This window comes from Bacillus thuringiensis (assembly GCF_001455345.1).
GTDB lineage: Bacteria > Bacillota > Bacilli > Bacillales > Bacillaceae_G > Bacillus_A > Bacillus_A thuringiensis_N.
This window is the reverse complement of the sequence record NZ_CP013274.1, coordinates 1,781,320-1,794,897: the sequence shown is the minus strand read 5'-3', so window position 1 is coordinate 1,794,897 and position 13,578 is coordinate 1,781,320. Positions and strand designations below refer to the sequence as shown.

Below are 13,578 nucleotides of genomic sequence, written 5' to 3'. Positions count from 1 at the left end.
AAAACAAAAAATGTCTACAAGCCATAACGAAATAGACTTGTAGACATTATATTTTTTGTCGCACAAGCTCCACCTTCCTTCTCAATATAACGCTTACGAGGTTAGCTGTCGGATTCGGGCCTATGAGTAGCCCTACCTTTTTCAAGGATTCACCCCATTGGATTAAGTATTAATCCATAAGAACGGGTCCCCCGCACCATGCGGTTTCAGCGATTTAGAAAATTGAAACTGTGGATTATAATACTCCTTTATTTTCAAAATGTAAACAAAAATTTTGAAAAAGAAAAAATTTAAAATGATTGCGCATAATCCGCCAGTAAATATACATAATGAATACTAAAAAACCGATAAAGGAGACCCATATGTCTAAAGAAAAGAAGCCTATTTTTTCCGATTCCTATTTAGATGCGTTAGCAAATGAGATTAATCAATTATACGGTAAACGTGAACAGGAAATAAATTTGACAGATAGAACGAAAAGAAATAAATAATTTGTCATAAAAAAAGAAAGCAATACACTTATATATTGCTTTCTTTTTTATTTTTTCATACATCCAATTCTATTGCTAATCTGTTTAAGGTCATTTCTTCATACACTTTCAAATTTTGATATACTGCTCCTAATAATGGTGCTTCTATAGAAAATTGTTCTGCTACATCTAGTAAATATCCTTGTAAGTGCTGCCCTTCAATAGACGAACCTTTTTCCATATCCCGCTGCATCGATGACTTCATATCATATGATATTTTATCAATTGTTTTCATATGTTCCTTGGCAATCTCAGCCTTAACTGGTGCCCCAATACATCTCATAATTTGCATGCATTCTTCAAATAAGCTTCGTATAAAATCACGTCCACCTTCGCTTTCACGGATTGGTCCTATTGGTGCACGCATTAATGTTGTCACACCTGACATTACAGTAATAAATAAATATTTATGCCACATATCTTGCGTAATATTTTCACTTAAAACAAAACTAGATTTCGTATCTGCAAATGCTTTAGAAATATGCTTTATTCTCTCTGAATCTTGAGACTTAATTTCTCCATACACAAGTCTGTTGGCAGCGCTAGTTTGTACAATTTCTCCTTGATCGTTTAACGTCGTCTCGATAAAGCATAAACCGCCAATTACTTTATCCTCACCGAGTTCCTTTTGTAATAGTGATAAATGAGCGATACCATTTAATAATGGAATGATTACAGTATTTTCACCTACAAACGGTTTCAAATCTTGAATTGCCTCGTTTAAGTGATACGCTTTTGTTGAAAATAAAATCACATCAAATGGAGAAGTTCTATCTTCTTTCGTTATTAATTTCGGTTGAAAGGAAAAATCCCCGTTAACACTACGAATAACAAGTCCCGTACCCTCTAATTGCTGTTTTCTTTTACTGCGGACAAGAAACGTAACATCTTCCCCTTTTTCGACTAATCGGCCACCAAAAAATCCTCCAACGCCTCCCGCTCCTAATACTAAAATACGCATACAACATCCCCCTTTTCAAAATACAATTTTATAACATTCAGTATACATAACATTATACATGTCCCCTACTAAATAAGCTGAATTTTCATTCTTAATCAAGTATAAAACAGTGGTTATTTTCAAATGAATTTGGGCATGTTGTTTTTATAGCATATTTGGAAAGGAAACAATGTAAATGGAGGCAATACATACAATCGAGGAAAAAGATGTAACAACAGCTATATTTCAATTTATATTCCCGTTTTCTTTTAAAACTGGATATGAACAAAATATGTTCCCTTTCTTACAGAAAAATGATTTTCACCCTTTTCGACTCGATCATCTTGAAAATGAAAATACATACTACGGAAAGTTTCAAGTTTCACATCAAAATATGGAAGCATATTATCTTTCATTTACAAATAAAATACTCTTTCCTCACTCAGAGCATCAAAAAGGATTGCAGCGCTATTCTAAAGATCTTAACTTAACTGGACATTTAACAACAAATCTTATTTCTGTTCCATTCAAGATACACTCTATTGATGTAACACTTTGCCCTTATGAGCTTGGCTTCTTAACAATTCGAACAGAAGTAAATACTGCTCCAAACATGACTTTATCTGAAGCAATCGAATTCGCCGCTCGCTTCCGTGTACTTGAAACTAAAAATGATACAACTGAGACTATCTGTATTGAATGTAACGGAAAAAAGTATTCCCAAGTGGAAAAATTCATTTTTGGTTATTTATTTCATGGCGTAACAGATTTCTTTGAAAAGAAAAGATTAAGAAGTTCATACTTTCAAACCTTTCCTTTCTTTGAAGACCAAAGAATGTACGTTCAAACTTTATTGTCACTAAAAGAAGGTATGGAACTTAATGAAGTGGATGTTTATCGTACTTCCAGTCTTTCCGGGTTAACCAGTGATGGTAAGCCATATGTGAGTGCAAATAATCTTCCTTATATTCATAATTATTTAAAGCTGCATGCTTACCAGAGATGGGCACCCAATCGCTATTTCATAATGGAAGAACATATTTTTACATGTATTACGAACGAAGCTGACGATGCAATAGCTAAACTTGCGAGTCAAATGTACGGAGAATTTTATTACGCTTTATTATTAAATCTATTTCATAAAATCGTTTTATTAAAAATGGCAAACGCTTATGCTGAACTTAACATTGAACAAGATACAAATGAAATAGAGAAATTAATTTATTCAATCAATTCATTTACAGCGAATTACTTTTCTTTAGAGCTAGTCTCCCAATCACAGAGTGAAGATATTTTCTTTCGCTTAAGAAAACTTTTTAACATCGAAATTTTATACTCGAATGCAAAACAAAATCTTGATAGTTTGTTTAAATATCAAGAAAATGTCGCTTCAAAAAAAGATAGCCTTTTATTATTAATTTTAACGCTCTACTCTGTAGTAGGCCAAATGTTAGGCTTTACTATGATTGATCTTTTAAGAAACACCGATTCAAACAAAATATCTTCGCCCCTTGAATTCTTCGCGCTTTTAATAGCAATTAGCGGTATAGTCATTTCACTTATTTTAGGTGCGCAAGGGTTATATCAATGGGGTGTACAGCATAGAAGAAGAAAAGCATGGGTAAAACAAACAGTGTTGTCTGCTGTGAGAGAGAAAGATGATACAAAGTAAAGAAAGTTGTTTTTACATTGAAATACGTGGTGCGCTACAGTAAATGAAATTTTCATCAGCGATTTTTCGGATATATCGGCGATTTTCCAGATATATTGACTTGCCGACAGAAACCGACAAAAAGCTGAACCGGACAATATAAAAAGAGTACTCCAACATAAAGTTTGGAGTACTCTTTTTTATTACACAAATTCCACTTACTTCCCTGCTTCGATCTTCTCTAACGCAGCAGCTACTTGTTCTTCAGTTAATTCATGTTGTATTACGTAGCGGTTACGTGGGCTTACACGGCATTCATGAGAACATGCACGTAAATATTTCGCTTCGTTTTCTTCAGAACATAAAATTTTCTTATTACATTCTGGATTTGCACAGTTTACATAGCGCTCACAAGGTTCACCTGAAAAGTGGTCTTTACCTACGATAACATGTTCTTTTTGGTTTACTGGTACAGAGATACGCTCATCGAACACGTAACATTGTCCATCCCAAAGCTCACCTTGTACTTCTGGGTCTTTTCCGTACGTTACAATACCGCCGTGAAGCTGACTTACATCTTCGTAACCTTCACGAACTAACCAACCAGAAAACTTCTCACAACGAATTCCGCCTGTGCAATACGTTAAAATCTTTTTACCTTCGAGTGTTTCTTTATTTTCTCTAATCCAGTCTGGTAATTCACGGAATGATTCAATATCCGGTTTAATCGCACCTTTAAAGTGTCCTAAATCAAACTCATAATCATTTCGTGCATCAATGATAACTGTATCTTCTTGTTTCATTGCTTCATAAAAATCTTTTGGCTCTAAATACTTCCCAGTTATTTCGTGTGGATTAATGTCATCTTCTAGACGAAGTGTAACTAACTCTGGGCGAGGACGTACGTGCATTTTCTTAAATGCGTGCCCTTCTTCTTCATCTATTTTAAATACGATACCGTCAAAACGTGGATCGTTGTTCATTGCTTCCATGTATTTTTCTGTTTGTTCTACAGTACCAGAACAAGTTCCGTTAATACCTTCTTTAGCTACAAGGATTCTTCCTTTTAACTCAAGTGAATTACAAAATTCTAAATGCTCTGCCGCAAATTCTTCTGGGTTTTCAATTGTTGTGTACATGTAATATAGTAATACTCTGTATGGTTTTGTAGTTGCCAATGTATTTCTACCACCTATCTAAATTTTAAAATCATGTATAAGTTAACGTTCATATCAAAACATATATAATAAGAAAATGAATCCCATTTTCTTCTCTTTATACTATTTTCTATCAGTTAACAAAAATAAAAAACAAGATTACACACCAAAATACTATGGTTATGTTGTAATCCCAATATATTATATATCATACAAATGCAATTCCATCAATTAATATGCTGTATTATCGACTTTATGTTCACATAAATTTCAAAATTAGTCCTTTAGTTCATTATGTTTCCCCACGTCATCATGCCATAAACTCCCAATTTTTTATAACATCACACCATTCATTGTATAAAGGCATATAATTTGCACTAAGGAAACATTTATGTTCAAATAAAAATATCACCTAGTACATTTAAATGGATTGAAATAAACAATAAGAATACTTACAATAATTTCATCAAGTTAACATTTTAAAGGGGAAAACTACTATGAATAAAGATATATCAAAAGATGAACAAGTCCCTTCTCAAAGTGCAACTGTTCAATCAGCGCATTTAGCATTAAGCGGACAAACGAAAGGCTTAAAAAGACTATTACCATTCTTAGGTCCTGCTTTTATCGCTTCAGTCGCTTATATTGACCCTGGCAATTTCGCGACAAATATTGCCGCTGGATCACAATATGGATATTTATTACTCTGGGTAATTCTTGCTTCTAATTTAATGGCTGTATTAATCCAAACTTTATCCGCTAAATTAGGAATTGCTACAGGTAAAAATCTTCCTGAAATCGCTCGAGAAAACTTCCCAAAACCTGTTTCCATCGGTTTATGGATTCAAGGGGAGCTCGTTATTATGGCGACAGATTTAGCTGAATTTATTGGAGCGGCACTCGGATTGTACTTATTATTCGGGATTCCAATGTTACCAGCCGCTTTAATAACAGCTGCCGGATCATTTATTATTCTTGAATTTCAACGCAGAGGTTTCCGTCCATTAGAAGCTATTATAACAGGGATGATTTTTATCGTTGTTATCGCTTTTGGTGTACAAGTTTTCTACGCAAAACCGGAATTAAGCCCTTTACTTTCAGGACTATTTATTCCAAAATTCCAAGGCGTGGATAGTATCTTATTAGCAGCTGGTATTTTAGGCGCGACAGTTATGCCACATGCAATATATTTACATTCCGCTTTAACACAGCGCCGAGTAGTCGGAACAAATGATGAACAAAAGAAAAAGATTTTCCGCTTTGAGTTTATTGATATCATTATCGCAATGGTTATCGCTGGAGCAATTAATGCAAGCATGTTAATTGTTGCTGCTGCACTATTCTTTAAAAACGGCTTGCATGTTGAAGATCTTGATGTTGCTTTTAATCAATTTAGCAACTTAGTCGGTCCTGCATCCGCTGCTTTATTTGGAATCGGACTTTTATCAGCAGGTTTATCTAGCTCCTCAGTCGGTACAATGTCTGGTGACATTATCATGCAAGGATTCATTCGAATGCATATTCCGTTATACTTACGCCGATTTATTACAATGATTCCACCATTAGTTATTATCGCTTTAGGTGTAAATCCAACTTACGCTCTAGTCATGAGCCAAGTCGTCTTATCATTCGGTATTGCTTTTGCATTAGTACCACTTATTATGTTTACAAGTAGTAAAAAAATTATGGGTGCACTCGTTAATCACCGCATAACTACCTTTATCGCTTGGATCATTGCTGTACTTGTTATCATTTTAAATATTTTCTTACTGTATCAAACATTTGTAGGGTAATGAGAAAAGGTATTCCAAAAACTGGAATACCTTTTCTCATTGAAGTAATTCTCTTCTAATTACCTCTTATATATGTGCCTCTTTCCGGCATTATCGCACCTTTTTCAGTTTGAAAGTACAGTGGCAGTCCTTCCGCTAAAAACATACTTACCTTTGATGGATTCTGCCTTTGATGATGAATATGTAAATGGGGCTCACTTGAACTTCCTGAGTTACCGACTTGAGCAAGAAACTCTCCTTCATTCACACGTTGTCCTTCCCTCACTTTAATTGACCCCTTCTTTAAATGGGCAAGAATCAAAAATGTCCCTGTTTCATCTAGTCGTAAATAAATATGATTTCCCGCCATTGACTGAAAATCATCCGATCCTGGAACTAAATCTTTTTCATCATTATTAATTGATACAACTGTTCCAGAAACTGGTGCCAGTACATCTGTACCGTATATCCCATACTCCTCTAACTTACTACTTTTCACTTCAGCAGGCGGGATAAGAATATCATATGCCCATCGTTCATTCGGTTTTATAACATGATAGTTCGTTTCTAACCGATCACCACCCCAGCCTACTAGTGCTCGTTCATTCAAAGGAAAGCGAACGACTACTTTAGGAGTCATAGACTGTACATCTGCTGGGTAAGCAAGTCCGCCTATGTTAGCGAACCATCCTAAGGGCCAAGCCCCTATTATAGAGAAAAGAACTATGAAGAGTAGTGTTCTATCTATTCGCTTTCTGAAAATGCCTTTCCACACAAATAGTAATACTGACGCTATCAAAATAAAGATTGATACTAAGCTAAACGCTTGTATACTCCACCAAAAAACGACTGATATAACACCATCCATTAAATAAACTACACTCCAACTTGTAATTAAAAAAACTACTAAAATTACTAATACGTCTTTCTTCCACATGTTGTATCCCTACTCTCCTATCTTTGTTCTACATGATACGATGTGAAAATTACGACATATAAAAGAAATACTTACGACTTTCTTACAATTCTTTATAATGTGGTAAAACGATGGTGAAAACAGTTTCTTTCTCGTTACTGCGCACAGTGATATCCCCTTTATGAAGCTCTGCTATACTTTTCGCAATTGCAAGCCCCATTCCTTTTCCACCCGTATAAGAGCTACGTGATTTTTCACCACGATAAAACTTCTCAAAAACGTAAGGAAGGTTCTTATTCGGAATACATTGTCCAAAATTTTTAATTTCTATTTCAACATTCATATCTCTTTTAGAAACTTGAATAAAAATCTCCTTTCCATCTTTCCCGTACATAATACTATTACTAATTACATTTTCGAATAACCTCACCATAAGCGCTACATCCATTTCCACATGTAACTCCTTATGACCTTTAATACAAAAGCTCATATCGGCATCATCTAGTTGTGGTACAAAATCAATCATGATTTGTTCGATGAACGCTTTCATATGTACTACACTCTTATGTAATTCGATCTCTCTATAATTTATTTGACAGTATTCTAATAAATCATCTACTTGATTTTTTAATTCATAACTTTTTCGCTTTAATATGCTTACATACTGTTCACATTCTTCTCCATTTGCATGCAGTTTATTTCCTAACAAGTCCGCGTAACCGATTAGAGATGTTACAGGTGTTCGTAAGTCATGCGAAATATTACTAATCATTTCATTTTTCATTTCCTGTGATTTTTTTTCATTCTCGATAGACTCTTTTAAACTTTTGGCCATTCTATTTACATTCTTCGCTAATTCACCAATCTCGTCATTTTTTGAAATAGGTATATGTACTTCAAAATTACCATTACTTATTTCCTTCACGTTCTTATTAATTTCAGACAGTCTTTTCATCACTGTTTTTGTCATACATGCAAAGTATGTCGTAGTAAAAATCAAAAAAACTATAAAATATAAAAATGAATATTTTTCTTCTAACGAATTAGCGTGACTATATACATTTCCAATTAAAATTTGAAACACTATTATACTTACAGTTGCTAACAAGATGCTACATATGAATGCGATAAAAAACTTAGCTCTAATGCCTTGTAATGATTTAATCTTCAATTTTATATCCGACTCCCCAAACATTTTGAATAAACTTCGGTTCTTTTGGATCCTCTTCAATTTTATTTCTTAATCTTGCGATATGAACCATTACTGTATTACTGCTTTCATAGGCCCTTTCTTTCCAAACGCTCTCATATATTTCTTCAATTGTAAATACACGATTCTTTGCAGCTGCCATTAAGAACAAAATATCATATTCAGTTTTCGTAAGATTGATTGTTTCTCCATATAACATTACTGTTCTCGACAGTTCATCTATTTCTAAACCTCTAATATTTATTTTCTTTTCTATTACTTGGACAGCATTTTGATTGAAATATGTATACCTTCTTAATTGAGCCTTCACTCTTGCAATTAATTCAATTGTACTGAACGGCTTCACAATATAATCATCTGCTCCTGTACTAAATCCGACGACTTTATCTACGTCCGATGATTTTGCACTTAAAAACATAATTGGCAAACTATGTTTCACTCTAATTCTTCTACACAATTCTATCCCATCCATTTGTGGCATCATAATATCCAAAATAGCAAGTTGAATACTGTTATTATTTATTATTTCTAAAGACTCTTCTCCGTTATGAGCACTAAAAACTTTAAAACCTTCTTGCATTAAATTCGCTTTAACAAATCGAACAATATCTTGATCATCATCTACAATTAAAATTGAATTTTTCTCCATATACAAACCTCTTTTTGAAATATATTCCACAATCCATTTTATCATAAATTAAAACCATACTTCCCTCTTGAATAATCTTTATTTTCAGACTAGATTATATAATAACAACACATTCTAGTTTTAAAAGAAATGGAGTGAAAACATGTTTCCTATATTGAAAACCGACCGACTCATTTTAAGAGAACTTACCGAAGAAGATGCACCAAGTATACTAAAATGCTTTTCTAATACTGACGTACTGCGCTATTATGGCCAAAAACCATTACAGGATATTGATCAAGTGAAACAAATCATTCATAACTTTAAGTTGAGTTACAATGCAAGAAGCGGTATAAAATGGGGAATCGAATTAAAAAACAAGAAAGAACTCATTGGAACAATTGGTTTTCACGATTGGTCTTCTGAGCATAAACGGGCCAATTTAAGTTATGCCTTTTTACCTGAACACTGGGGAAAAGGATATGCAACTGAAGCTGTTTCTGAAGTTATATCATACGGTTTCCATACCATTCATTTAAAGCGTATTGGGGCCATTGTATTTCTTGAAAATGAGGCTTCCAATAAAATTCTATTAAAATTAGGTTTTGAAAAAGAAGGAGTTCTAAAAAATTATATGTATCAAGATGATATTCCCTATGATACGAATTTTTATTCGTTGTTAAAATCGGTTTAATAGAATTCATGTGTAAAAAACTTGTTTTAGTACAACAGATATAGGTAGTGAATTTTTAATGAAGGATGCGAAGTACTATACATAAAAAAAGGCTATGAGTAAGCTTTTACTCATGTCCCTTTTTTTATGTTCTTTTTCTGTTTTCGCAATGCTTTTGGAATATATACGCAGAAAGGCTCACTTTCCATGTAATCCCCGTCATCGCATATGCTCTAGAACGCGATCCCCACAAACATACCGAAACTCACAAACACCACACTTCCCCTTATCCTTATCTGGATTACGAAGGTTTTGAAACACAAGAGCGTTTCGATAAATTTCAGCTAGCGATGTTGTTCTAATATTCCCGGTTTTAATCGCCAATACCCCACTTAGATATGTTTCTCGGTATAAAATTAAGAAATTAGGAATTTTTCGTTACTCTAAAAACACGCTCTTTAACTGAAGACTATTAAATTCAGTTTTTTAAAATTATATTTTTAAAGGTTTTCAACATCATTGCCTCTTTTCTAAAACCATAAAGAACGTACTATCTGGTAGCGCAACCACATTCCCAGACTCATCTGTAAACTCGATTTTCTCGCTAAGATGGTTTGTATATCCATCCTGCAAATAGTTCATAGCTTGAACGATGTTTACTTTATCTCCAAAGATACTCTTTACAAAATCCTTATAATCGTTTGGCGTAAAGATTCCAAACTGCTCCTGCACTTCATGAACGAAGGAGTCCTCTCCCCAGGTATATGTATATAAGAACTCCATTGCATCGTTAACAGGTATTTTGACTGTATTTTCTGCAATTACCTCATACTGGATTATACGCCCCTTAAATTCATGGGCATACTGCTCTAAGAATTTCATTCCGCCTGCATCTTTAAAACGAATCAACCGCATTAACTTTTTATCTTCGGTCATGATGCCATCACGAATGATAATACGACCTCCTCGCTTTAACACCTCATAGGCACTCTGCAGTCCTTTTTTAATTACTTCATGATTGAATTTCTTACCTTCATACTCGATATAAGAGAACAGCTCATGAAGGATAGAAGAATATACAATCGTATCAACCGATTCTTTTTCAAACGAGCTGCTTAGGTTGATTGCATCTCCTTTAATGACGTCCCAAGAACGCCCCTCGTTCTGCTTCTTCTTTTTCAACGTATCAATCACATTTTCAGAAATATCGATACCGTAGATTCGTTTATTCTCGGTCTCTTCTTCAATCATGTTTAGCATGACACCACCACCAGCTCCGACATCTACAATCGTATCTCCCTTTATATAATCAAGAATAATTCGTTTATCATCAGCCGAGCTATTCATATGCTCCAAATAAACTTCTTCGTTATGGAATCTATCATATGCATCCTTTCGTAACCCGAAGAAATCAAACAGCAGCACATTTGCCCGAGCATGCATCATATCTATCTTTTCTGCCTCTACACAGAAGGTAATTAACGCCTCACCTACAGCAGAAAACTGAAACGACACATACGCAGTCTTCATATCTTCATCGACTTTAACCTCAAAAGAAACATGCGTTGTATTCGGTTTCTCGTTCTCACGGTACTCCCGTAGATACTTCTCAATAACCCGCTTACGATACACGTTGTCCTTTTTTTCGCCTTTGAAATCATAATGCAGCTGTTGCATCAATTTCTCGAAATGTATATGCTGAACTTTTCTAGTGCCTATCTCATTCTTTAACATAACAAAAACTGTCCAAATATCCTCAAAGCTAAGAGCATGCATAGACGGTTCTACATACCACAAATCCTTATCAGATAAGAATGTTTGAACGTCACTCTTCTCGCTCCCCATAATTATATCTTTTTCAAATGCTGACTCCTTATGTTTTGGCGTGAGTCTATGTATGCGAGAAGTAAATGGCTCCATATAACCGTCAAACAAACCATCAATTGTAATTTTCACATCGTTCTTCACTTCACTCCACAAAGCTTTTGATACGCCCTCAATAATGCATTGATTAAGATAGTATAGAATCTCCTTTAACCTAACGTCTCCGTATTCTTCTTTATACGTGTTAATTAAATCAACATGAGAGTCCAAACGAGCCTCCCCGCGGATATACTGCCCGATTAATCCATGTGTTCTAATTAAATCTCGAATAAACAAATATTCAATAGCGTTTAAGTTTGTCTCTACACGTTCAATAAACTGAATATCACTAAAGATATCAGCAGAACCCTCGTTATGTACCAATAGATTAATCCCCTTTTTCTTCCATTGCTCCCGTTGTTTTAAAGATCCTACCTTTGCAAGTTCACTATACGTTAGTACCTTTTCAATAATACGATACGCTTCTTCATCTAAAGGCAATCCATCTAGCACTTGCAGCGTACGGTGTACATAGTACAACACTGCATCTGTTTTTAATGCACCAAGTGCTTGTACATTCTCATAGTTTTGATGTATCTCCTCTGCCTCAATTAGATGTTTTAACCACGTAGGGATTGCAACAGAAATCCCTTCAATGTATGTATTTAGAACTTCAATGCTTTTCAACTTATTTCCCCCTATATAATCAATATCTGTAGTAAGGTCTAGGACACCTTCTCCAAAAAGAGCATCACCTTATGTCCCTCCCCCTAAATACTATTACTTGCTTTTTACCACCTACATCTCTTTCGAATAAAAATGTATCAAACCCAGTCTTTTTATCATGTAAAAGAGAGGTATAAATTCCGTTACTAACATGCCAAAGCTGTAACATTTTTTTGTTCATCTCTTATTTTAACTTCATGAGGAATTTCGGAAGATCACCTCTTAAATTGATAAACATATGTTGTAACAGAATCAAATGAAAATGGAAACGGCAAGCGGGTGCACTCCACTTGCCGTTTTTTCATAGCTTAGTATGTATTTGAATTTCTTTTGCTTTCTCTTTTTCACCCTTCACGCGTACAATTAAATCATATGATCCGGATTTTGGAGCTTCAAAAGAAAGCAAACCTTCTTTTTGAGAAGTGATTTCTTCTTCATAAATAACCTTATCATCGTTTGTAACTTGTAATAAAACCGTACCTTCTTCAACAGCTGCTTCATAAGGGATTTCCACATTTCCTTTTTCAGCTTTAAGCGTTTGTACATCGTAATACCCTTGCAGAGAACCAATTTTCAAAGTCGTTTCTCCATTTTTTTGAACCTTTTTAACTTGTGTTGCTGTATTGCACGCGCTTAACAATACAACAAGAGTGAGAATCATAAATAAACGTAATGATTTCATAGAAATTCCCCTTTTTTATGTATATGTGAATTAAGATTTATTCTTTAACTATTTCAAAAACACCAACACCTAAAAAGAATCACTGCTTTTCTTCAATTTCTTTTTTAAATAATTTTTGAAACTCTAATTCTGTTTCATTAATAAAACCAAGATGTAACACACTAGAGATATCTTCATGATTCAAAAAGAAATTGTACTCTGAAGAAATATTACCATGAGGGAAATAACAACATACATAATCACATGTTTTTTGTTTTAGAATCCATCCGTCTTCTTCCTTAAACCATTAATGGATGTTCCCAATCTTTAAACATTACAACAGATCCTATTGGAAGTAATTCTAACTCTAAATTTTGTCCCATCTTATTTCCCACCTCTTAAAATAGCTTTTTTTACAATAAAATACATAATAGAGAATAGTAAACAAGCTCCAATTGTACCGAAAGTTGCAATTGAAATTTTTCCTGCTAATGATTCATTTGGATCTAATACATTAGGTAAAACTGTCCCAAAAATTGCAATGCAAGCTAATATAACCATAAAATATTTTAATTTTTTTACTTTCTTATTCATACTAATTTTCCCCTTAATTCCTTAACATTAACTTCTAAACCAAATCACCGATATCCCCAAATTAATATCTCTCCAAGTATTATACATACCAATTAATTCATATAAAAAAAGTCCCGTTCCAATCGAACACTTAAGCTCCCGCTTTTTTTATAATACTCAAATAATTCCAAACAAACTGCTCTATCAATTCATCTTAATACCCAAATTACCTTTTAAGTATACCAAGGACAAAATATATAATCTAATATTTTTTTATA

Annotated in this window: 12 protein-coding genes, 2 pseudogenes and 1 riboswitch; of the genes and pseudogenes, 4 read left to right on the top strand and 10 right to left on the bottom strand. The window is 34.0% G+C overall.

Annotated elements, in window-relative coordinates; translation table 11 throughout:
- Positions 1–75: 75 nt before the first annotated feature.
- Positions 76–222, bottom strand: a riboswitch (cyclic di-AMP (ydaO/yuaA leader).
- 140 nt (positions 223–362) lie between these two features.
- Entirely contained in the window at positions 363–491 is a 129-nt protein-coding gene (locus ATN06_RS29575) for a hypothetical protein (protein ID WP_000031869.1), read from the top strand.
- Between the two features lie 55 nt (positions 492–546).
- Here the strand turns inward: ATN06_RS29575 and panE are convergent, their stop codons facing one another.
- Complete coding sequence (gene panE, locus ATN06_RS09465; protein WP_060630420.1) at positions 547–1,491, bottom strand: 2-dehydropantoate 2-reductase; 945 nt, start codon at positions 1,489–1,491, stop codon at positions 547–549.
- 175 nt (positions 1,492–1,666) lie between these two features.
- Here panE and ATN06_RS09460 point away from each other — a divergent pair, with 175 nt between their 5' ends.
- Positions 1,667–3,142, top strand: a complete 1,476-nt coding sequence (locus ATN06_RS09460; RefSeq protein WP_060630419.1) for a hypothetical protein — start codon at positions 1,667–1,669, stop codon at positions 3,140–3,142.
- A 197-nt stretch (positions 3,143–3,339) separates the two neighbouring features.
- Here ATN06_RS09460 and ATN06_RS09455 read toward each other — a convergent pair whose 3' ends face one another.
- Positions 3,340–4,299 carry an oxygen-dependent tRNA uridine(34) hydroxylase TrhO gene (locus tag ATN06_RS09455; RefSeq protein ID WP_060630418.1) on the bottom strand — a complete coding sequence of 320 codons (960 nt, stop codon included), beginning with the start codon at positions 4,297–4,299 and terminating at the stop codon, positions 3,340–3,342.
- A gap of 476 nt (positions 4,300–4,775) precedes the next feature.
- Here ATN06_RS09455 and ATN06_RS09450 point away from each other — a divergent pair, with 476 nt between their 5' ends.
- A complete protein-coding gene (locus ATN06_RS09450; RefSeq protein ID WP_060630417.1) occupies positions 4,776–6,071 on the top strand; it encodes an Nramp family divalent metal transporter in 1,296 nt (431 codons plus the stop codon).
- A gap of 55 nt (positions 6,072–6,126) precedes the next feature.
- On the opposite strand, the gene ATN06_RS09445 is transcribed toward ATN06_RS09450, so the two are convergent.
- The 3 genes from ATN06_RS09445 to ATN06_RS09435 form a co-directional block, all read right to left on the bottom strand.
- Positions 6,127–6,987, bottom strand: coding sequence for a M23 family metallopeptidase (locus tag ATN06_RS09445; RefSeq protein ID WP_060630416.1), 861 nt, complete (start codon positions 6,985–6,987; stop codon positions 6,127–6,129).
- A gap of 82 nt (positions 6,988–7,069) precedes the next feature.
- Positions 7,070–8,137: a HAMP domain-containing sensor histidine kinase gene (locus ATN06_RS09440; RefSeq protein WP_060630415.1), complete on the bottom strand. Its 1,068-nt coding sequence runs from the start codon at positions 8,135–8,137 to the stop codon at positions 7,070–7,072.
- Complete coding sequence (locus ATN06_RS09435) at positions 8,127–8,825, bottom strand: response regulator transcription factor (RefSeq protein WP_060630414.1); 699 nt, start codon at positions 8,823–8,825, stop codon at positions 8,127–8,129. Before ATN06_RS09435 ends, ATN06_RS09440 begins: the two co-directional genes overlap by 11 nt.
- Before the next feature lie 142 nt (positions 8,826–8,967).
- Between ATN06_RS09435 and ATN06_RS09430 the strand changes: the two genes are divergently transcribed.
- Positions 8,968–9,498: a GNAT family N-acetyltransferase gene (locus ATN06_RS09430; RefSeq protein WP_060630413.1), complete on the top strand. Its 531-nt coding sequence runs from the start codon at positions 8,968–8,970 to the stop codon at positions 9,496–9,498.
- Between the two features lie 110 nt (positions 9,499–9,608).
- Here ATN06_RS09430 and ATN06_RS28215 read toward each other — a convergent pair.
- The 5 genes and pseudogenes from ATN06_RS28215 to ATN06_RS09410 form a co-directional block, all read right to left on the bottom strand.
- Positions 9,609–9,882, bottom strand: a pseudogene (locus tag ATN06_RS28215) (radical SAM/SPASM domain-containing protein); the annotation flags it as partial.
- 111 nt (positions 9,883–9,993) lie between these two features.
- Positions 9,994–12,027: a class I SAM-dependent methyltransferase gene (locus ATN06_RS09425; RefSeq protein ID WP_060630412.1), complete on the bottom strand. Its 2,034-nt coding sequence runs from the start codon at positions 12,025–12,027 to the stop codon at positions 9,994–9,996.
- A 340-nt stretch (positions 12,028–12,367) separates the two neighbouring features.
- Positions 12,368–12,748, bottom strand: a complete 381-nt coding sequence (locus tag ATN06_RS09420; RefSeq protein WP_060630411.1) for a BA_1872 family lipoprotein — start codon at positions 12,746–12,748, stop codon at positions 12,368–12,370.
- Positions 12,749–12,827: 79 nt separating this feature from the next.
- Positions 12,828–13,110 (bottom strand): annotated as a pseudogene (locus ATN06_RS29190) (DUF4176 domain-containing protein).
- Position 13,111: 1 nt separating this feature from the next.
- Complete coding sequence (locus ATN06_RS09410; protein ID WP_060630410.1) at positions 13,112–13,321, bottom strand: hypothetical protein; 210 nt, start codon at positions 13,319–13,321, stop codon at positions 13,112–13,114.
- Positions 13,322–13,578 lie beyond the last annotated feature (257 nt).

What these genes read in the sequence shown, in the direction of transcription:
- ATN06_RS29575 (WP_000031869.1), top strand. Translation starts at nt 363, where the DNA reads ATGTCTAAAGAAAAGAAGCCTATTTTTTCCGATTCCTATTTAGATGCG.
- panE (WP_060630420.1), bottom strand. Translation starts at nt 1,491, where the DNA reads ATGCGTATTTTAGTATTAGGAGCGGGAGGCGTTGGAGGATTTTTTGGT.
- ATN06_RS09460 (WP_060630419.1), top strand. Translation starts at nt 1,667, where the DNA reads ATGGAGGCAATACATACAATCGAGGAAAAAGATGTAACAACAGCTATA.
- ATN06_RS09450 (WP_060630417.1), top strand. Translation starts at nt 4,776, where the DNA reads ATGAATAAAGATATATCAAAAGATGAACAAGTCCCTTCTCAAAGTGCA.
- ATN06_RS09445 (WP_060630416.1), bottom strand. Translation starts at nt 6,987, where the DNA reads ATGTGGAAGAAAGACGTATTAGTAATTTTAGTAGTTTTTTTAATTACA.
- ATN06_RS09435 (WP_060630414.1), bottom strand. Translation starts at nt 8,825, where the DNA reads ATGGAGAAAAATTCAATTTTAATTGTAGATGATGATCAAGATATTGTT.
- ATN06_RS09430 (WP_060630413.1), top strand. Translation starts at nt 8,968, where the DNA reads ATGTTTCCTATATTGAAAACCGACCGACTCATTTTAAGAGAACTTACC.
- ATN06_RS09420 (WP_060630411.1), bottom strand. Translation starts at nt 12,748, where the DNA reads ATGAAATCATTACGTTTATTTATGATTCTCACTCTTGTTGTATTGTTA.
- ATN06_RS09410 (WP_060630410.1), bottom strand. Translation starts at nt 13,321, where the DNA reads ATGAATAAGAAAGTAAAAAAATTAAAATATTTTATGGTTATATTAGCT.